16 protein-coding genes are annotated in these 20,566 nt (G+C 37.8%); 5 read left to right on the top strand and 11 right to left on the bottom strand.

Going from position 1 to position 20,566, the window contains the following annotated elements:
* Nucleotides 1-126: 126 nt before the first annotated feature.
* A complete protein-coding gene (gene ppnN / locus R3F25_03570) occupies nt 127-1,533 on the top strand; it encodes a nucleotide 5'-monophosphate nucleosidase PpnN (GenBank protein MEZ5495894.1) in 1,407 nt (468 codons plus the stop codon).
* 9 nt (nt 1,534-1,542) lie between these two features.
* Here the strand turns inward: ppnN and R3F25_03565 are convergent, their stop codons facing one another.
* The 8 genes from R3F25_03565 to R3F25_03530 form a co-directional block, all read right to left on the bottom strand.
* Nucleotides 1,543-2,073 carry a hypothetical protein gene (locus tag R3F25_03565; protein MEZ5495893.1) on the bottom strand — a complete coding sequence of 177 codons (531 nt, stop codon included), beginning with the start codon at nt 2,071-2,073 and terminating at the stop codon, nt 1,543-1,545.
* Between the two features lie 2 nt (nt 2,074-2,075).
* A complete protein-coding gene (locus R3F25_03560) occupies nt 2,076-2,819 on the bottom strand; it encodes an NYN domain-containing protein (protein MEZ5495892.1) in 744 nt (247 codons plus the stop codon).
* Between the two features lie 389 nt (nt 2,820-3,208).
* Nucleotides 3,209-3,934 carry a transposase gene (locus R3F25_03555; GenBank protein ID MEZ5495891.1) on the bottom strand — a complete coding sequence of 242 codons (726 nt, stop codon included), beginning with the start codon at nt 3,932-3,934 and terminating at the stop codon, nt 3,209-3,211.
* A gap of 4 nt (nt 3,935-3,938) precedes the next feature.
* Nucleotides 3,939-4,670, bottom strand: coding sequence for a transposase (locus R3F25_03550; protein MEZ5495890.1), 732 nt, complete (start codon nt 4,668-4,670; stop codon nt 3,939-3,941).
* 165 nt (nt 4,671-4,835) lie between these two features.
* On the bottom strand, nt 4,836-5,177 hold the full coding sequence (locus tag R3F25_03545; GenBank protein ID MEZ5495889.1) for a glutaredoxin: 342 nt from the start codon (nt 5,175-5,177) through the stop codon (nt 4,836-4,838).
* An 84-nt stretch (nt 5,178-5,261) separates the two neighbouring features.
* Nucleotides 5,262-6,323, bottom strand: coding sequence for a cysteine synthase A (gene cysK, locus R3F25_03540; protein MEZ5495888.1), 1,062 nt, complete (start codon nt 6,321-6,323; stop codon nt 5,262-5,264).
* A gap of 318 nt (nt 6,324-6,641) precedes the next feature.
* Entirely contained in the window at nt 6,642-7,433 is a 792-nt protein-coding gene (locus R3F25_03535; protein MEZ5495887.1) for an enoyl-ACP reductase, read from the bottom strand.
* Nucleotides 7,434-7,517: 84 nt separating this feature from the next.
* A complete protein-coding gene (locus R3F25_03530; GenBank protein MEZ5495886.1) occupies nt 7,518-8,039 on the bottom strand; it encodes a hypothetical protein in 522 nt (173 codons plus the stop codon).
* A gap of 150 nt (nt 8,040-8,189) precedes the next feature.
* Here R3F25_03530 and rnhA point away from each other — a divergent pair, with 150 nt between their 5' ends.
* Together rnhA and dnaQ are read left to right on the top strand one after the other, a co-directional pair.
* On the top strand, nt 8,190-8,627 hold the full coding sequence (gene rnhA, locus R3F25_03525) for a ribonuclease HI (protein MEZ5495885.1): 438 nt from the start codon (nt 8,190-8,192) through the stop codon (nt 8,625-8,627).
* On the top strand, nt 8,624-9,331 hold the full coding sequence (dnaQ, locus tag R3F25_03520; GenBank protein MEZ5495884.1) for a DNA polymerase III subunit epsilon: 708 nt from the start codon (nt 8,624-8,626) through the stop codon (nt 9,329-9,331). The genes rnhA and dnaQ overlap by 4 nt, the downstream gene beginning before the upstream one ends.
* A 14-nt stretch (nt 9,332-9,345) precedes the next feature.
* On the opposite strand, the gene R3F25_03515 is transcribed toward dnaQ, so the two are convergent.
* Both R3F25_03515 and R3F25_03510 read right to left on the bottom strand, forming a co-directional pair.
* On the bottom strand, nt 9,346-10,974 hold the full coding sequence (locus R3F25_03515) for a GGDEF domain-containing protein (GenBank protein MEZ5495883.1): 1,629 nt from the start codon (nt 10,972-10,974) through the stop codon (nt 9,346-9,348).
* Nucleotides 10,975-11,112: 138 nt separating this feature from the next.
* Nucleotides 11,113-13,737 carry a bacteriohemerythrin gene (locus R3F25_03510; protein ID MEZ5495882.1) on the bottom strand — a complete coding sequence of 875 codons (2,625 nt, stop codon included), beginning with the start codon at nt 13,735-13,737 and terminating at the stop codon, nt 11,113-11,115.
* 199 nt (nt 13,738-13,936) lie between these two features.
* On the opposite strand from R3F25_03510, the gene serS reads away from it, so the two are divergent.
* Both serS and R3F25_03500 read left to right on the top strand, forming a co-directional pair.
* Nucleotides 13,937-15,205, top strand: a complete 1,269-nt coding sequence (gene serS / locus R3F25_03505) for a serine--tRNA ligase (GenBank protein ID MEZ5495881.1) — start codon at nt 13,937-13,939, stop codon at nt 15,203-15,205.
* A 123-nt stretch (nt 15,206-15,328) separates the two neighbouring features.
* On the top strand, nt 15,329-18,208 hold the full coding sequence (locus R3F25_03500) for a choice-of-anchor J domain-containing protein (GenBank protein MEZ5495880.1): 2,880 nt from the start codon (nt 15,329-15,331) through the stop codon (nt 18,206-18,208).
* A gap of 200 nt (nt 18,209-18,408) precedes the next feature.
* Here the strand turns inward: R3F25_03500 and R3F25_03495 are convergent, their stop codons facing one another.
* On the bottom strand, nt 18,409-20,559 hold the full coding sequence (locus R3F25_03495; protein MEZ5495879.1) for a cytochrome D1 domain-containing protein: 2,151 nt from the start codon (nt 20,557-20,559) through the stop codon (nt 18,409-18,411).
* Nucleotides 20,560-20,566 lie beyond the last annotated feature (7 nt).

The raw sequence follows: 20,566 nt of genomic DNA, 5'->3' as shown, positions 1-20,566 counted from the left end.
TACAATAAAATTACAACCCTAAAAAATAACGAAATTAAAAACGAAAGAAAAAACGACAAGTTGCGGAACCTCAAATCAAACATTAAAGTGCTGAATTCCGCAAACCATCTTTATAAAGGAGAAATAATGGCAAACAATAATAAAAACAATTCTAATAATCAATCACAAGAAAAAACCATCGACAGATGCATTATCGCTGCCCGAGGCAATATGACGTTACTTTCAAGAGATGAAGTGACTCGTATGATGGCAGTTGGTAAAAGCTCAATTCACGACCTTTTCAGAAAATGCTGTCTGGCAGTTTTAAATTGTGATGCAAAAGACGATGATGCCGTTGCGGTTTTATCCAGATACCCTGATTTTGACGTGAAACTTTTACCTCGAGAACGTGGGATCCATTTGGAATTTATCAATGCACCGGCACAGGCTTTTGTCGATGGCAAAATGATTTCAGGAATCAGGGACTCGATATTCTCTGTTCTTAGAGACATCGTATTCCAAAGCACCGAGCGCAATTTAGATAATTTCAACGAAAACAGCTCATCAGGGTTAACCAATATGGTGTTTGAAATGTTACGCCGTGCCGAAGTTCATCAATACGGCAAAGAACCCAATCTGGTGGTATGCTGGGGCGGACATTCGATAGAAAAACACGAATACCAATACACTAAAAATGTCGGCTATCAACTTGGCTTGCGTGGAGCTGATATTTGTACCGGATGCGGAACCGGAGCGATGAAGGGTCCGATGAAAGGAGCATCCGTTGGTCATGCCAAACAAAGAATTGTCGATGGTCGTTATATCGGTATTACCGAACCCGGAATTATCGCCGCAGAAGCACCGAATCCGATTGTCAACAAGCTGGTCATTATGCCGGATATTGAAAAAAGACTGGAAGCCTTCGTGCGTCTAGGTCACGGAATTATCGTATTTCCGGGCGGCGTCGGAACAGCTGAAGAGATTCTCTATTTGGTCGGAATTCTTTCGCACCCGGAGAACAGAAAAGCCCCTTTCCCTTTTATCATGACAGGTCCGAAAGAATCAGCCGAATATTTCAAGCAAATTGATGAATTTGTTCGTTTTGCCTTGGGTGATGAAATTGCTCAATTGTATGAAATCATTATTGATGATCCTGAAAAGGTTGCTATCAAAATGACTGAAGGTTTGAAAAAGGTTAAAAAATTTCGTTCCAATGAACAAATCAGTTATTACTTTGACTGGGAATTACACATTGATAAAAACTATCAATCACCTTTTGTTCCGACTCATAAAAACATGGCAAACCTGAATCTGGATCAAAACCAACCGGTCAATGAACTGGCTGCTGATTTGCGCCGTGCTTTTTCAGGAATTGTTTCAGGCAATGTTAAAGAGTTTGGACGAAAGCAAATTGCCAAACATGGTGTTTATCAAATCAAAGGTAATCCTGAACTGATGAAAAAACTGGATAAATTACTCAAATCCTTCGTTGAACAAAAGCGTATGAAACTTCCCGGAAGTGAATATGTCCCGGTTTATGAAGTGATTCAATAAATCAGAAAACTATAAATTTTGAACAATCTCGACAACTTTTGCAGGATATTCCTCAGGGTTGTCGAGAATTTCTGAAAACAAAATCTTTTCTTTACGAACCTCCTTATCATAAACATCGCTGTGATCCCAAATCATCACCAGAATAGAATCATCCATTAAATAATATTCTTTTTTTACGCCATCAGAAATGTCTGTATAAATCACCTCATTCACAGGAACCCAATACGAGGGATGTAATTCGAGATACTGACGATTGGATTCCTCAAAGTCTAATTCATCAAAATTATTGCGGATATGTGTACAAATCTCCTGATACATTTCATCGGGTAAAACATCCAGTTTTGGCTTTTTCAGAAACTTTGCCAAAGTTTGATGCCAATCGTTATAAACACCCCAACGTCGATCATCTTCAGCTTTAAAATGATTATTTGGATTCTCAATAATATCCCTAACCCATTTTACCAGCATCCCATCAAAAGAAACTATAATTTGAGTTTCGTTTTCTAATGGGTAATGCCAAGTTCGTGATTTGTAGTTCATTCTTACTGTCTTTCGTCTCTGATATACATGACAGAATTATTTTTCCTCATTGCTATCTTGAATAAATCACTAATACGAATAATCTCGCTTAATTTCTTATACCCGTAGTTTACTGGAGAGAAAGAACTGTTGTTTGATATATACTGTCCAACCTGTCCAAGATGTGACCAGCCATCGTCCTCAACTGTTTGTTCCACAGCGGTTCTAAGTAATCTGACCAACCCGCTATCCTGCCTTAATTCATTTCTAGTCAGTTTTCTGGCTCCAGAATTATCAGAAAGTTCTTGATCCTCTGAATCAATCTGCTCGACTCCTATTAAATTTTCAATAAAAATAAATTGTGAACATGCTGAAATAAAAGGTGCAGGCGTTTTCTTCGCTCCAAAGCCATAAACTTTGAGTCCACTAGTTAAAATTCTCATTGCTAAAGGTGTAAAATCACTATCACTCGTCATTAATGCAAAGGCATCAACAGGTTGGCTATAGAGTAAATCCATTGCATCGATTATCATTGCTGCATCAGTGGCATTTTTGCCAGCGGTATATACAAATTGTTGTACAGGAGTTATAGCAAAAGGGTGAAGCTTTTCTTCCCAACCCTGTGAGTGCGGACTTTTCCAATTCCCATAAGCCTTTCGAATATTTACAACACCGTATTTCGCTAACTCACTCATCACCCCATCAATAGCTTTGTGGCTGACATTATCACAGTCAATTAACAGAGCAATTCTTCTCTCTTTTTCCATCTTATTTCTCCTACTTGTGAGTGACATATAATGTTTATTGATTTTATCACACTATTTATGAGTGCATACTTACAATCTTTCTCTCCTATTGGACTTTTTAGATTATGAATTAACAAATGGATTTTTAAATGATAATAATTATCAAATTAAAGGTAGACCCGAACTTGTGAAAAAGATTGACAACTTATTTTTCTCGTTCCCACGCTCCGAGACTGTGAAATAACATATAGAAAAATCATCGTAAATATGGATTGTTCTCATTTTTCTATATTGTACTAAATTTATGATTAACTACTTTATATTTTCTTACTAGCTATAAATTTAGCTTTGCTTGTCATTATCTTCAATAACTGACTTTTTACTCAGGTGAATATGGCCTTTTAAAGGTCTTACATCAATCTTATCATTTTTCTAAATATATCAATACCCAGTATATTTAATACTCGCTTAAAATTGTAAGTAAACATGATTAATGCATTTTCACCAGATACCTTTTCAATGCCCCGAACAAGATAATGATCCCAACCGAGCATTCGTTTTATTGTTCCAAATGGATGCTCTACAATGGAACCTCTTTTCTTAATAATTTCTTTTGATTCCTCTAAGGCCATATTTTCCCTATGTTTTTCAACCACAGCTTCATATTCCCATCTATAAATCACTTTATAAGACGCCTTAGATGACAAGCATTTTTCTCGTAATGGACATCCATTACAATCCGGGTTTGTCGTTGCATATTTATAGTATAGTTTTTCATTTTTAGTTTGTTTCGATATTGTTTTTTTGAGGCTCTTATTGTTTGGACATACATAACAGTCATTTTGTGAATCATATTTAAAGGCGTCTCTTGTATATTTACCTTTGTTTTTTTGACCTTGAGTTTTATTGCCTTCAGGTATTGATATTTTGATGTTGTCATCCACACACTTCTTGATCTCTTTGGCACTAAAGTATCCTACATCACCGACTATGTCTAATTCCTGAACTTCAAGATTCTCTTTGCTTTGAACTGACATATTGTGAAGTTGTTCTAAGTCATTACCACTTGAGGAAACATCAGTGGCTACTATTAATTTGAATTTTTCATCTACTGTTATTTGTGTATTGTAAGCCACAAGGTTATGAGCAGGCTTTTTTCATTAGTGATGCATCCGGGTCTGTGAGGTTATGTTGCTTTTTTTTTAGTTTCTCAAGAAGCGCTAAATCATCTAACAGCTTTTGTTGTCTGGCTTTCAGTTTTTCTATATCCCTGGGTAATTTATCTGCCAGGTTTGATGGTTGCTTTTCTTTATCCGAACTATCTAAAGTTTTTAAATAGGTTTCAATTTTCTCATCTATAATTACCAAGTCTTTTTCAATTGTCTTCTTCATTAGTAATTTGTTTTTTGAGGCATTGGCTTTTAAAAATGCTCCATCAACAGCTTTTAGACCATCTCCAATCAAACTCAGGTTCTTACATAACAGAACAAAGTGTCTAAATGTCTTTCTTAGTGCTTTGGGATTGTTTTTTCTAAAGTCTGATATTGTATGGTAAGTTGGTGTTAATCCTGAAGTAAGCCACATGAGTTCAATGTTGCGTTTGCACTCTCGCTCTAACATTCGGCTACTTCTGATTTTATTCAAATATCCATAAAGATATATTTTCATTAATAGTTTGGGACTGTAAGATTTTTGACCGTCAGACCGGTTGCTTTTCCTTGTATCTTGAAAGCCTAGCTTATCAAAATCCAGTTGTGTAATGTAATCATCAATCGCTCTTACACTATTGTCAGAGTCTATATATTCATCCAGACTGGGAGGGAAGATTAATTGTTGATGACGATTCTTTCCTGATTTATAAAATGATGACATTTGTAAAAATTTGTATTATTAGCACATATGATTGTAACATGTTTTGTTGTAATTCTAATATGAGTTATTTCACAGTCTCAGAGTATGGGAGCGAGTGTGAGCAGTTCATCTGCTCCAATCTGCGTTATCTGGGGACAAATCTTTATATGACAATCAATATCATCATCACCCTTTACCCCGAGGATGCAGCCATGTTGGTAATTGAGTATAAGGGTCAACTGTCGAATCATTTTTTTGTATTCCATTTTGGTCTAGTAATTTTTGAATACTGCCATTTTTAATACCATCAAACAAATTAATGCCGCCACCAACAAATTCACCGTTGATAAAAATTTGTGGAAAGGTATTCCAGGTGGTTTTATTTCTTAATGCCAGACGTAAATCTTTGCCTCTATCATCCTTTTGATATTCAACGGAATCTAAATCAATCGATTGATAGTCTATCCCATACTTTGCAAGGACTTTTCTAACTGAACCGCAAAACTCACACCATTTAAGCGCAAACATGACAACGGGCTGGCTCGTATCACTTATGATGTTATTTAGTTCAATGATAGCAGTTTCTTTCGCTTTCGGAATGATTTCTTCTACTCAATCAGCCGCTGTAATATCAAATCTGAATCCATCCGTTGATTTTGAAATATCATATTCATCATCCGTCATTTCTGTTGCTATATTATCAAACAATACTGTGGTTAAATATCTTTCACCTGTATCCGGCAACATGCATAGTATATTTGATCCTTCCGAAGCGGTTTTGGCAACTTCCAAAGCCGCTGAAAAGGTGGCACCTGCTGTAATTCCAACAAATATCCCTTCTTTTTGAGCTAAATCTTTTGAACATTGGATTGCATGATTTCCATCGACTGCAATGTAACCATCAATGAGATTGTTGGCTACGGTATTTTGCGTTAATTTTGGAATAAAATCCGGTGACCAACCTTGCATAAGATGAGGCCTGAAGTTCGGATGACTTTCTTCATAGTTTCCTGAAGGATCTATCGGTTGTGGTATTCCACTGGCTAAAATCTGAGAATTATCAGGCTCACACACGATAATTTTTGTATTTGGACTTCCGGTCTTTAAGCCTTTTGATACTCCTGCTAATGTTCCGCCGGTGCCAAATCCGCTGACAAAATAATCAAGTCCAATTTCTGCAAAGTCGGAAAGAATTTCTTTTGCAGTGGTTCTTTCATGAATTCCTGCATTTGCCGGATTTTCAAACTGTTTGGGTTGCCACCAACCGTGCTTATCGGCCAGTTCCTTGGCTTTATTTAACATTCCAGTGCCTTTGTATTGTGCGGGAGTGAGGACTACTTTTGCACCTAAGAAACGAATCATTTTACGTCTTTCCACACTGAAGTTCTCAGCCATAACAATAACTAACGGATAACCTTTCTGAGCACAAACCATAGCTAATGCGATCCCGGTATTGCCACTGGTGGCTTCAACAATTGTTTGACCCGGTTTTAATACTCCACGTTTTTCGGCATCTTCAATCACTCCGATTGCCAATCTGTCCTTAACAGAACCCATAGGATTAAATGATTCTACCTTGGCATAAATATTAACTCCTTTTGATGCCAGTTTGTTAATTTTTACAATGGGTGTTTTTCCGATTGTTTCTAGTATGTTGTTATAAATATGACTCATGTTGTTTCCCCCAATTAGTTCTGATGTAAGTTACCTGAAATTATAATTCAAAATTACTGCATAAACTACAATGTTGATATGTATCATACTTTCTAAAAGGTTTAATTACTTCGTTATCATTTCAAGACGATTTTAGAGATAAAAATTAAATTGAGTGAGTAAATTCGTATAATTTTGAAACTTTTATAAAAATGAAAAGAGTCAGGGAGACCTTAAATTTGAAATTTAATGTTATATAAACTTTGTTTTATAAAGTTTCCAATAAAAAAGCAGATATAAAACCTGCTTTTCATTTTGATAAAACCAATTGATGATTCATCAATCATCATCAATCCCGGTCATGCCCATGATGTTATAACCGGAGTCCACATAAGTGATTTCGCCGGTGATTCCACGAGCCCAGTCAGAACACAGGAATGTAGCGGCATTGGCAACATCTTCTTGTGTAACGGTGCGTTTCAAAGGTGATTTTTCTGCAACATGATCGAGCATTTTCTTTAAGTTGCCTATTCCTGAAGCTGCCAGAGTTTTAATTGGTCCGGCTGAGATGCCATTGACACGCGTTCCTTCAGCTCCAAGTGAGTGAGCCATATAACGCACATTGGCTTCCAATGCTGCTTTGGCAACACCCATGACATTATAGTTGTTCATGGCTTTGACTGCACCCAAATAACTCAATGTGAGTAATGAGCCTTCACGACCTTTCATCATATTTCTACCGGCTTTAGCAAGCGCCGCAAAAGAGTAAGAACTAATATCCATAGCAACGTGATAACCCTCACGAGTCAGGTTTTGTAAATAGTCACCTTGCAACAACTCGCGCGGAGCAAAACCAACGGAATGAACAAGAATATCCAATCCATCCCAATGCTTTTCCAGTTCGCTAAAAACATTATTGATTTCATCATCGCTGGCAACATTACACGGAAGTACAATTTCCGAACCGGTTTGTGCTGCAATTTTATCAACACGTTTTTTTAATTTGTCATCCAGATATGTGAAAGCCAGTTCAGCACCTTCTCTGTGAAAGACCTCAGCAATCGACCAAGCAATTGAACGGTCACTGGCAACGCCAACGATTAAGGCTTTTTTACCTTTGAGTAAACCCATAGTTGTCCCCTATATGTTTAAATAAATTTACAGCGGACAATCTTACGATAGATGAGCAAACTTTTCATCCAAAAAGATATTTAATTATTTCTTTAGAGGGAAATTATTAAAGCGACCTGTGACTGTAAATGGTTCTTTCGGATAATCCACCGGTTTTCCGGTCATATAATCATCACAACTGACAAACTCCACTTCAAATTCACCGGAAATAGTGTCATTTGTGAGCTCAGTTCGCTTGAAAAAACCTTTAGGATTCTTGGCAGGATCACAACCCACTTTTACTTTTTTTCCGTTAATCTCAGCTTTCATAGATAGAATGGTATTGTTTTTTCCAAGTCTTTCAGTCTCAGAAACACCTTCTTCCTCCAGACCCAAGCCATGAATTCTAAAATACCAGTCGGTCGCCTTGAAACTGACAATTTTGTTAGTAGCAGAATGCACTTTGGCTTTTGGACTTTCGTGATTAAATCCCTGTCCATTACTAACATTAAGTTCAAAAGTGACACCATCCGGAACACTTACGGAAGGTTTATTTTCACCTTGAGAATCTTTTGAACATCCTAAAATAGCAATAATTACAAATATTGATAAGAATGACTTTTTCATAACTGAATTCTCCGTTTGTTTAGATTAATACGTCAGTTTCATATTTTTGGTGACATGAAAAATTTATCACGAAATTATAGGTTTGGAACACTGATGTCAGTATAATGCCATTTTATTCTCTTTTTATAAATGACCAAGGCAAAAATTCAAATGTTTACAGACGGTTCTTGTTTACAAAATCCGGGTCCCGGAGGTTGGGCATGTTTGCTAAGATATAATAAAACCGAGAAAATGTTTAGCGGTGGTCAGACTGATACGACGAATAATCAAATGGAAATGACAGCAGTCATCAAGGGTTTGCAAGCATTAAGCAGAGCTTGCGATATTGAGCTTTATACCGACTCAAAGTATGTGATTGATGGCTTCACTCAATGGCTTGAGGGCTGGAAAGCGCGTAACTGGAAAAAGTCTGATAAAAAGCCGGTTCTTAATCAGGAACTGTGGATGCAATTGGATGAACTGGCGCAGAAACACCAAATAAACTGGCATTGGGTCAAAGGTCACAGCGGACATGATGAGAATGAAAGAGTGGATCAACTCGCTCGCTTGGAAGCAGAAAAAATAAAAAGTCTGGGGGCACAGGAATGAACGGAAACAGGCTAATCATGCTGGATACCGAAACAACAGGCATTAACATTTCCGATGGTAATCGTATTATTGAAATAGGTGCGGTCGAAGTCATAAATCGTGAACTCACGGGAAACAACTACCAGCAATACATCAACCCTATGCGAGAGAGTGAACCAGGAGCTTTGGAGGTTCATGGAATTACAACCGAGTTTCTCAGTGACAAGCCATTATTTGAACATATTGTTGATGAGTTTATTGAGTTCGTAAAAGGTGCAGAACTAGTAATTCACAATGCCGGGTTTGATGTAAATTTTATTAATCACGAATTTGCATTATGCGGAAAAAACCTGAAAATTCAGGATATTTGCACGATTACAGATTCTCTTGAATATGCCAGAAACAAACATCCGGGCGCAAGAAACTCTCTGGATGCATTGTGTAAGCGCTATGGTGTCAGCAACGAGCAGCGTACATTACATGGAGCGTTGCTTGACTCTGAAATTCTGGCTGATGTTTATCTGATAATGACTGGTGGCCAAACCAAGCTGAATTTGGGTGGCGCGACAAGTCATTCAGATACAATTAAAGGATTTAGCATTGATTTAAACAATTTGCCACCACTAAAAGTAACTTTAGCATCCGAAGAGGAAGAAAAATTGCACCAACAATGGCTTGACAAACATTCAGACAGTGGCAAAAAACCATTTATCTACAATCAGTAGTTCTCCATTTCGATTCAATTTTCAAAAATCTGAGTGCGATTTCTGCCCGCATTTTTAGCTTGATACAAAGCTGCATCAGCTTGTGAAATAACTATCGGAATATCAATACCTTCATCAACAATGAGGGTTTTTATTCCAATACTCACGGTAATCCATTTTAACCCTTGTATCGGATTTCTATCAATTTTTTCTGCAAAAACTTTTTCCCTGATCTTTTCGGCAATTTGGTGGGCATTCTCTGAAGAGGTGTCAGGCAATACTACACAGAATTCCTCACCGCCATATCGAGCAACCAAGTCACTTTTTCTATGAACACAATCTTTAATAAGACCAGCAATTTTTCTGAGTGCATCATCTCCTACCAAGTGACCAAATACATCATTGTAAGATTTGAAAAAATCAACATCAATCATCAAAATTGACAACGGTTTCTTATACCTCATCGAATGATTGAACTCGTTTTTAAGTGTCAAATCAAGCATTCGGCGATTGGCAATTCCAGTCAGACCATCTTCTAATGAGAGCCTTTTGTTATTTTTACTATAACGAATATAAAAATACGCTGCAACGATGACAGATAATCCAATCAGCCCGGTTAATATCATTGCATATCGTAAACTTAACAAGGTTGAGTATGCTTCTTCGAATTCAATTTCTGTAGCTAAACCAAAGTTATATTCCGAATTCCACTTCCAGGCTCCAATTACATTAACCCCACGATAATCAGAATAACCCAAAAGATTGACTCCTGACTCTCCTTTCGTGGCACTTTCAGCCATTAAGGTTAAAGGTTTTTCATTGTAATCCTTAGCGTTGAAGATACTTCCCTCTTCCACTAAGTTAACTCCAGGGTTATGAATTGTTAATTCAAGAATGGAGGTTTTATCTTTATCAACAATACCTATATTTTTGAGGTTTTCTTCAAAACCAATACTACTCAGTAGTTGAGCGTTTCTATTAAAAGCATAGGTTTCCCCAGTGTTTCCAATCTTTCCAAGGGATAACTGTTTGGAGAATTCGAGATTAGGGTCAATTCTGAATGTCATCACCGCAATCACATCTCCTTTGTTATCTTTAAATGGTGAAACTAAAAACATAGTTGGATAATTTTCCACCATTTTCCCGGCTGAATTGAGCAAAGGAACATCAGATTCTTGAGGAAGAGTTAAAAATGTTTCTCCTCTAAAAGCACGTTCGAGAAGTAATTTATCAATGAGACTTTCATCGCCGAGGTTTGCATCACGCATGGAACCAATATTTATATAATCCGGTGTAATGATAAAAAAGCCTTTATAACCTTCACTTTCCAATATTGGTTTAAAATGATTTCTAAGCTTTATGGTTAAGGGATTTGAAACCAAATCATCATGCTCTTGAGAAGAATTGAGCAACTTTGTAACACTTTCAGAAATTATTCCATTATTAAGTGACCAGCTTTTAATGATTGCCTCTTCTGCTTTAATCCACATCAACAAATTCTGTTCCGTTGTCTTTAGAACTGTCTGTAAACTATTTGATAAATCTTTACGCATCCCTTTTTTGGTGTGTGTGCATAAAAGATACGGAAACAATACCGAAAAGATTGCTGCCACAATCAAAGCAAATCGAACAGTTGAGTTATTATCCTTTAATTTTTTCATCATTAACCCCCAAAAGTAAAACTCCCAGTTAATAAGGAGCAAACCCTATTAACTCACTGTTATACTAAACAATTTTTAAGAAAGGTTAATTGACATTTCTCAATATTGAAAAAAAATTAACATTTTGTAACAATTGAATTGTTACTGCTCATTATGTCTAGTTACAAGTTTATCAAACTCTTTGGCGGGTATCGGTTTAGAGTAGTAATATCCTTGAATATAGTTGCATCCTGACTTTGTGAGAACATTATTTTGATATTGAGTTTCAGCACCTTCGGCAATGGTTTTGATGCCTAATTTCTTGGACATCACAATGATTGCTTCAATGAGAGCCAAGTTATCAGGTTCATTCTCTAAATTGCTAATAAACGAACGATCAATTTTAATAAAATCAATATCAAATTTTTTAAGATAGGATAAGGATGAATATCCGGTTCCAAAATCATCTATCGAGATATCCACACCGGCATCTCGGAACATCAATAAATGTTTTTGAATCTTTTCATTGTTATCTAGCAATAGGCCTTCGGTAATTTCAATAGCGATATTTTTACCGGACAGGTTATTTTTTTTCAGTCTTTTAAGCCATTTCAAAGAAGCAGAGCGATTGATAAATTGTTTAGGGGATTTATTTATGCTAATTTGAAAATTCTCCCCATACTTTGGAATCCATTTTTTTAATTGTTTACAGACTTTTTTAAACGTCCATTGGCCAATTTTCAAAATCAAGCCTGTATCTTCAGCAATTTGGATGAATTTCTCCGGCTTAACAATTCCTTCAGTTGGGTGATTCCATCGAAGTAAAGCTTCGGCTTTATATATCTTCCCGGTTTCTGAGTTAACAATCGGTTGATAATAGACTTCCAGCTCACGATTTTTTATGGCCTGTCTCAACTCCATTGCGATTTGTTGGCGATTAGTTGCTTCTACCTGCATCGAGTGAGTGAAGTAACTGTATCTGTTACGACCCTGTTCTTTTGCCTTGAACATCGCCTGGTCTGCGTGTTTTAAAATCGTAAATACATCGTCACCGTCATTCGGATAGGTAGCAATACCAATACTGGCTGTTATGAAAACCTGCTCATCATTAATAGTAAAAGGCTGACGCAAACTGCTGATAATCTCCTGTGCTATTTTTTCAGTTTGACTGTGATTATCTGTTTCAGGAATGATGACAGTAAACTCATCACCTCCGAATCTGGCAATGTTGTGTTTAATTTTAACCGATTTATTTATTTTCTTTGCGACATTTTTGAGCAATTGATCACCGAAGTTATGGCCTTTAATGTCATTAATATCTTTGAAATTATCAAGATCAATCAATAAAAGCGCAAAGGATTTGTTATTTTGCAGAGAGTTACTGATCTCTTGTTCCAGATTTTGTTGAAACAGATAACGGTTTGCAATCCCTGTTAAATAATCATAATTTGCTTGATAGAATATTTTTTTGTCAGACTTTATTTTTTCAGTGACATCGTTGATTAATAGAAGATAATAGTTGGCACTTCCATTTTTATCCTTGATATTTGAAATCTCAATCTCTTGCGGGAATTTAGTTTCATCTTTTCTTTGATTCCAGATAGTTCCCTGCCATTTTCCCTTTGACCTGACTGTTTTCCACATGTCGTAATAAAAACTTTCATCCTTTTCTGTTGTCAAAAAATGGATTAGATTATTCCCAATAAGTTCGTTATCCTTATAGCCTGACATTTCAGAAAATGCAGGATTAACGCTGACAATGATTTCATTTGCGGAAACAATCACCATTCCCTGACGGCTTTTCTGATAAATCAGAGATGCGAGTTGGTGTTCAGTGATGTCCTGATTCACACCAATCATTCGTGTAGGTTGACCTTCATGATCGCGTGCTACAATTTTTCCTCGCGAAAGAATCCATGAACAGACTTCACTTCTTAAAACTCTGTGTTTATTGATATAAAACTCAGTTTTACCATTTAAATGATCATCAAAGTCTTGCTTCATTTGTATGAGGTCATCAGGATGAATATTTGACGAACTCAATTTTGAATCGGAAAACTCGTTAATTCTGTCAAAGATAGTTTCACTATCTTTAAATTGAGATATTTTATTTTCCGGGATGCTCCAATCCCAAACACCTTCAACACCACCTTCGAGAATAAACTTCCAGCGTTCTTCGCTTTGCATGAGTTCCGCTTCAGCTTGAAGTCTCAAGGCTCGCTCTCTTAAGAACCCCATTGTTCGATTTGAAAGAGTGTCATACATTTTCAAAATAGTATTTATCAGAACCTGCATGGAACCACTCATCTTCTTGTCAGCAATTTTTTTAGCTTCTGCCAGAGGTTTGCCGGCTTTTAATTCCTGAACGACAAAAGCCATGCGCTTATCGGTATCGAGAATATGATATGTGAGCCATTGTGTCAGTAAGGAAACAACATTCTGGATAACAGTATCCAACTCCAGTTTATCCCCTTGTTTTTTTAAATTTAGTACTTGCTGGATGAATTTCTCGTGGGTTTTCTCATGCTGTTGATACCAGATATCGTCTTTGAAGTATTCTATCCAAACTTTTTCTTCGCTCTCGAAGTGAAAATTAGCATATTCGGCCAACTCATCAAATATTTTATTTAAAACAACTGCTTTTGAACGATTGGCTAAGTTTGATGCAAGCAAATTGAGAATATCCACCAGCTTTTTATGCTGGGTATCAATAATTTCAATTCCCGTATCAAAGTTTTTTTGCCATGGGAAAATCTCAAATTCAGTATTTTTTATATTATCACTCACTTTTTCAGTTAGTTTTTTTATTCAATTGGGATGAGTAATATTAGATGCTTTTAATAAATAAATCCATAAAAACAATAATATCTCTACGAATTGTAAACAATTGTGTCTTAATACTTGGCGTACTATTGGGTTTGATTGTGAATTCACCCACTTAAGGCTAAAATACCGCCCTTGGATTCATTTATTAAAGAAAAACATTATGCTCGACCCTCAATTATTAAGAAACGACTTGGAAGAAACTGCGAAAACGCTGGCAACCAGAGGTTATCAACTGGATGTTGATGCCTGGAAAGAGCTGGAAGAACAGCGCAAACATTATCAGGTTTTACAAGAAAATCTGCAAAACCAAAGAACTGTTGTTTCCAAATCGATTGGTCAAGCAAAAGCAAAAGGGGAAGATGCACAACCACTTTTCGATAAAGTAAAACAAATTGGCGAGGAATTATCTGAAGCAAAACAGAAATTTGAAGAAATTCAGCAGGAAGTTGCAAAAATAGTTTATTACACACCGAATTTGCCACTAAAAGATGTTCCGGTTGGGAAAGATGAGTCTGAAAATGTCGAAGTCAGAAAATGGGGAGAACCGACTGAGTTTGATTTTCAACCCAAGGACCATGTGGATTTAGGAGTAAAAAATAATTGGCTGGACGCCGAAAATGCAGCGAAATTATCAGGGTCCAGATTCACAGTTTTAAGTGGTTCTATTGCTCGTTTACAGCGTGTGTTGGCACAATTTATGCTTGATACACATACGCAAAAAAATGGCTATAAGGAATGTTACGTTCCCTTTCTGGTGAATGAAGCGACTATGACCGGTAGTGGCCAATTACCAAAATTTGCTGATGACGCATTTATTACAACTGATGAGAAATACTTAATTCCAACGGCTGAAGTTCCTTTAACAAATTTATATGCTGATACAATTATTGCCGCCGATGATTTGCCAATCAAACTGACGGCACACACGCCTTGTTTTAGAAAAGAGGCAGGAAGTTATGGAAAAGACACCCGCGGCATGATTCGTCAGCACCAGTTCGAAAAAGTGGAGTTGGTTCAAATTGTTCATCCTGACAACTCTGAGCAAGCATTGGAAGAAATGACCGCTTGTGCGGAAGGAATTCTAAAAGCATTGCAGATTCCATTCAGAACCATTGTTCTCTGCACCGGAGACATGGGATTTGGTTCAGCAAAAACCTATGACATTGAGGTTTGGTTACCGGGTGAAAACAAATATCGTGAAATTTCTTCATGCTCGACTTGTACCGATTTCCAAGCACGTCGCATGAAAACAAGATTCCGCGATAATGAAGGCGAAAAACCTCAATTAGTCCACACACTGAACGGTTCCGGGCTTGCTGTTGGTCGCTGCCTTATTGCTGTTATGGAAAACTATCAGAATGAAGATGGTTCAATCACAATTCCAGAAGTTTTACAGCCATATTTTGGTGGATTGAAGGTTTTAAAATAAAAACTACTAAGAAAATAGCCTTGTCTCTTTCTGAAATTGATATTTAGCCAATATTTTAGTGGCTAATATTAATCTTCTGGCTTAGAATTTATCGATGAATTTTAAGTAAAAAAAGAGGAAGAAATGAAAAGTAAAATAATTATCAGTTTAATACTGATATTTCAATCCGTTTTTGTGATTGCTCAGAAAGACAAAGAGGTAAGTTCTACCAATAAATCACAAGCTCTAACTCCGAATGTGTTGCATGCAACAAAGTTTGATATTTCAATGCCATTGCGATTGATGTATCCTAAACCAATCGCCGCACCTGAAAACAGAGGTGGTTTAATCGTTGATCCGGGTGCTGTTAATATTGAACAATCACCTAACACCCAATTAAGTTTTGATCCAACATTACAAACGACTTTGGGAGCGACAATTCCGGGACCAACAGCATCTTTTAATGCACTCTCCAATTTATCAGGCGTTTCACCTCCTGATCCGGCGGGTGATGTTGGGCCTAATCACTATATTGCAATGACGAATTTGTCTTTTCATATCTTGGACAAATCAGGGAATTCAGTTTTCGGACCAGCTGCCAATAACACCATTTGGAGTGGTTTTGGTGGATTTTGCGAAACTGACAACTCAGGTGACCCGATTGTATTATACGATCAAATTGCCGACCGCTGGATGTTGACTCAATTTACATCACCAAGTCACACTGAGTTTTTTAACTGTATTGCGATTTCAACATCTCCTGATCCAACCGGTACATGGTATCGTTGGGCTATTTTAAATGAAAATACACAAGGAACCGATTTATTCCCTGATTATCCGAAATACGGTATTTGGAGCGATGGATACTATCTCTCCACCAGAGATTTCAATGGTGGCTCTTATGCCGGGGTTGGTGCTTATGGGATCAAAAGAGATGACTTAATAAGCGGTAACCCAACACCGACAGTTGTTTACTTTTTTGTGGATCGTTCAACAGATCCTTGGAGAGTCGGCGATGGGCTGTTACCGGCTGATATTGATGGTTTCGACTTACCTCCAAATGGTTCTCCACAGTATTTTGTAGGTTCGATGGACGATGGTGGTCCCTATGGTGCTCCTTTTGACGGATTAAACATCTGGGAGTTTCATGCTGATTTTGACACACCTGCAAACTCAACTTTTACCCTTGAAACATCCTTGCCGATTTCAAGTTACGATACCATTTTTCCTTGTGGTGGTGGTAGAAATTGTATTCCTCAACAAGGTACAACAAACCTAGTAGATATTCAGTCTTATCGTCAAAGACCTTTACACCGATTAGCATACAGAAATTTTGGCACTCATGAATCATTAGTCACTAATCAGTCTGTTGAAGCATCCACAGGAATTGGTGGAATTCGTTGGTGGGAAATCAGATCTCCTGATACAACACCGGTTCTTCACCAAGAAGGAACATACGCTCCGGGTGTCAATGATAATATTCATCGCTGGATGGGGTCTATTGCAATGGATCAGGAAGGAAATATTGGTTTGGCATACAGTGCTTCCAGTTCAACAATGTTCCCTGCAATCAGATACACAGGTAGGTTAGCCGGCGATACCGCAGGTCAAATGACTCTTGGAGAGGAGTCAATTGTTGAAGGAACAGGCAGTCAAACAGGTTCGCAAAGATGGGGTGATTACACCTCTCTAAATGTTGACCCAATTGATGATTGTACATTTTGGCATGTGAATGAATATTATGAAACATCCGGTGGCAATTGGCAAATTCGCGTAGGAGCTTTTAAATTTGATGAATGCGGAACTCCGGGATTTTATTTAAGTTCTCCTGAGTCATCCATGTCTGTGTGTACCGGAGATACAGCAAGTTATGATATTAATGTAGGTTCAATTTCATTATTTGACTCTCCCGTGACACTTTCATTAACAGGAGAACCCGTTTCATCAATTGTGAGTTTCACACCAAATCCGGTAACACCTTTACCGGGTTCATCGACTCTGGATATAGATGTAACTCCAATGGCATCAGCCGGAAATTACCCCTTGACATTATTGGGTACAGCAGCAGGAACTGATGATAAAACACTAAATCTAAATCTTAGTGTTTTTGATGTCTCTCCATCTCAACCATCTTTGCTGACTCCTTCAAACAACTCTATCAATGTAGATTATCAACCCAGTTTGAACTGGAGTGGTTCCAGTAACTCACAAGAGTACACTGTTGAAATAGCAACAGATATGGGATTTACGTCTATTGTATTTACGAGCACATTAAGTGGTACGACTGTAGCACCAACAACTCCACTAGATTCCAATACAATGTATTATTGGAGAGTCATTGCCAACAACCCATGCGGAGATAGTATTTATTCAGAAATATTTAATTTCACAACAGCTCCTGCTCCCGGTGATTGTCCTGATATTGCAACACCTATGACTCACTTCTCCGATGATGTGGAGGCTGGAGCCGGTGCTTGGACTCATGAGGGAACCGGTGATACATGGCAAATTGATGCAACAAATCCGTTTGGAGGTTCAGGAATGGCATGGCATGCGATTGATCCTACGGCAATTGCTGATCAAAGACTGATTTCTCCAGAAATTGCTTTACCTGCCGGACATCATAACATGACACTCCAGTATCAAAACCATCAAACCATTGAAGACAATGCACCAAATTGTTGGGATGGAGGCATTCTAGAAATCTCTACAGATGGTGGAAGTAACTGGACTTATCTCGATAATAGCAAAATGCTAACTGACACCTACACAGGTACTTTTTCAGGGACTGCTAATCCATTGACCGGACAAGACTTTCTTGGTTGGTGTGGGGATCCACAAGACTGGACTAAATCAGTTGTTGATTTGACTGGATATGGCGGACAAAATGTTCAATTCAGATTCAGACTCGGTAGTGATGGCTCTGTCGGTCGTGATGCCGGTTGGGTGATTGATAATATTGAAGTTAAATCATGTTTATATCCTGACTTGATATTTGAAGATGGGTTTGAACCACTAGAGTAAATCTAAGTAACAAAACACCGAGTTCAGGTTCTTGGACTCGGTGTTTCATTGACACTAAACTCATTTTCAAAAAATAGCGATTTCTCGTAACTCTAATATACTAAAAATTGGGTTTTGATTCTTCGAATAAAAAACCCCTGATAAATCAGGGGTTTTGCGAGGGCGGGTGTAAATAATTTTCACACCACTCATACAGTTTTTTAATATATATCCTCAACTGTATTTGTTACATTAAACTTACCTGTAGGTGTTATCAGACGCTTATCTTTGATAACTTTTTTGAGTTTTAATGTTTTATCATCAACGACAACAAGTGCAGAGGTTTGATCTTTGCCGTTCCAAACCGAGAACCATACTTCAGTTCCTGCACTATTAAATTCAGGTTGAACAACACGTTGAGCTCCTTCATCACCAATATCAGCCCATTTGGCAATAGGCAGAACTTCGAACCCTGCATTAAGATTCTTAACATCGAAGACAGCTACTGATTGTGAAAACGATGTATCAGGATTTAAAGGTGCATCAACATATAAGTGATTGGATTTAGGATGTGACTTGACGAATAATGAACCACCTCCCATTCCTTTAACGACTCGAACAACTTTCCATGCTTTATCCGGATGTCCCACAGGATCTGTCCCGATAAATGTCACTTTTTCATTACCAAGCGCTGATGTCACCCACACAGGACCATGTTCGGGATCATCAATATTGGCTCCGCGACCAGGATGAGGGATTTTATCTGCATCTGTCAGGGATACAAGTTTCCGGTCTTTGGAATCGATAACGGCAATTTTATTCGACTGATTAGCAGCAGTGAGGAAATAACGTTTTGTTCTGTCCCAACCTCCATCATGGAGAAAGCGAGCTGCATTGATTGTTGTAACAGCCAAGTTGTTAATATCCGAATAATTGACAAGTAATATTTTACCAGTCTCTTTCACATTAACTATAAACTCAGGATGCTGATGTGATGCAACAATTGCAGCAACACGAGGTTCCGGATGATACTCTTGCGTATCAACTGTCATTCCACGAGTGGAAACAATTTTTAATGGTTCCAAAGTGTCTCCATCCATAATCGTGTATTGTGGTGGCCAGTATGAGCCAGCTATGGCATATCTGTCTTCATAACCATGATATTTAGAGGTTTCAACAGAACGGGCTTCCAAACCAACTTTAATTGAAGCAACCACTTGAGGAGGATCCATATACAAGTCTATCATATCAGTTTTTGCATCACGACCAATCACATAAACATAGCGACCTGACGCAGAAACACGAGAGATATGAACAGCATACCCGGTATTTAGAATTGAGACAATTTCATAAGTATCACCATCAATAATTGCTACCTGACCAGCATCACGCAAAGTCACTGAGAAAAAGTTCTCAATATTGCGTTTATGCATTTTTTTCTTCGGTCTATCTTCCGGTTTAACATAAACTTTCCAGCTCTCTTTCATTTCTTTCATACCCCATTCAGGAGGCATCGGAGGCTCATGCTGTAAGAAGTTTGCCATATCTGTAATTTGCTGATCCGTCAAATCTCCGGATGTTCCCCAGTTTGGCATACCTGCAGGAGAACCATAGGTAATTAAAGTTTTCAGATAGTCTGATCCTTTTTCCCTTGTGATATCTGTGGTTAACGGTTTTCCGGTAGCTCCTTTTCTTAAAACTCCATGACAGCCTGCGCAACGCTCAAAATAAATTTTTGTAGCATTTGCAAATTGCTCTTTTGTCATAGCAGGACCTTCTGAATCAATCATTTGAGCTGTATCATTAGGATTTATACCTGATGGTGCACCTTGATAACTCGCTTCGGTACTACTCGCACCCGGGTGATCTGCTTTTTCACCGGTTGGAACATCAATGGCTCCACTGGCACGAACAGCCGCCACTTCAGCAGAGCTAACTTGAAATCCATCATTTCCCCAACTATTTGCAACATACGTCACAATGTTTGCAACTTGCTCATCATTAAGATATGAAAAATTAGGCATAATGGCATTGTATTTTTCACCATTGACAGTAATTTCACCGGATAAGCCTTTAATGACCGTACCAATCGCACGACTCTTATCTGCAACAAGGTAGTCTGAGCCAGCTAAAGGAGGAAATGCTCCTTTAAGCCCCTGTCCAGTAATTTGATGACAAGCTACACAATGTGTCTCATATAATTGTTGACCTGTCTCAATCTGGGCTTTCAAGTCAGTAGAACCTGTCATCATTTCAGCTCTGTGAGCATTGATGCCTGAACTACCGGAACTTGGTGTTTTATTATCACTACCACATGCACTAAAACCTGCAACCAGGCTGGCAATAAGTAGTGTGTTTTTTAGAGTTTTCATATTTCCT

It is taken from the genome of Gammaproteobacteria bacterium (assembly GCA_041395445.1).
Classification (GTDB): Bacteria; Pseudomonadota; Gammaproteobacteria; order Xanthomonadales; family Marinicellaceae; genus NORP309.
Note: the sequence above shows the minus strand (reverse complement) of the source record. Positions and strands in the feature narration are given on the sequence as shown.

What these genes read in the sequence shown, in the direction of transcription:
- ppnN (MEZ5495894.1), top strand. Translation starts at nt 127, where the DNA reads ATGGCAAACAATAATAAAAACAATTCTAATAATCAATCACAAGAAAAA.
- R3F25_03565 (MEZ5495893.1), bottom strand. Translation starts at nt 2,073, where the DNA reads ATGAACTACAAATCACGAACTTGGCATTACCCATTAGAAAACGAAACT.
- R3F25_03560 (MEZ5495892.1), bottom strand. Translation starts at nt 2,819, where the DNA reads ATGGAAAAAGAGAGAAGAATTGCTCTGTTAATTGACTGTGATAATGTC.
- R3F25_03550 (MEZ5495890.1), bottom strand. Translation starts at nt 4,670, where the DNA reads ATGTCATCATTTTATAAATCAGGAAAGAATCGTCATCAACAATTAATC.
- R3F25_03545 (MEZ5495889.1), bottom strand. Translation starts at nt 5,177, where the DNA reads ATGTTTGCGCTTAAATGGTGTGAGTTTTGCGGTTCAGTTAGAAAAGTC.
- cysK (MEZ5495888.1), bottom strand. Translation starts at nt 6,323, where the DNA reads ATGAGTCATATTTATAACAACATACTAGAAACAATCGGAAAAACACCC.
- R3F25_03535 (MEZ5495887.1), bottom strand. Translation starts at nt 7,433, where the DNA reads ATGGGTTTACTCAAAGGTAAAAAAGCCTTAATCGTTGGCGTTGCCAGT.
- R3F25_03530 (MEZ5495886.1), bottom strand. Translation starts at nt 8,039, where the DNA reads ATGAAAAAGTCATTCTTATCAATATTTGTAATTATTGCTATTTTAGGA.
- rnhA (MEZ5495885.1), top strand. Translation starts at nt 8,190, where the DNA reads ATGTTTACAGACGGTTCTTGTTTACAAAATCCGGGTCCCGGAGGTTGG.
- dnaQ (MEZ5495884.1), top strand. Translation starts at nt 8,624, where the DNA reads ATGAACGGAAACAGGCTAATCATGCTGGATACCGAAACAACAGGCATT.
- R3F25_03515 (MEZ5495883.1), bottom strand. Translation starts at nt 10,974, where the DNA reads ATGATGAAAAAATTAAAGGATAATAACTCAACTGTTCGATTTGCTTTG.
- serS (MEZ5495881.1), top strand. Translation starts at nt 13,937, where the DNA reads ATGCTCGACCCTCAATTATTAAGAAACGACTTGGAAGAAACTGCGAAA.
- R3F25_03500 (MEZ5495880.1), top strand. Translation starts at nt 15,329, where the DNA reads ATGAAAAGTAAAATAATTATCAGTTTAATACTGATATTTCAATCCGTT.
- R3F25_03495 (MEZ5495879.1), bottom strand. Translation starts at nt 20,559, where the DNA reads ATGAAAACTCTAAAAAACACACTACTTATTGCCAGCCTGGTTGCAGGT.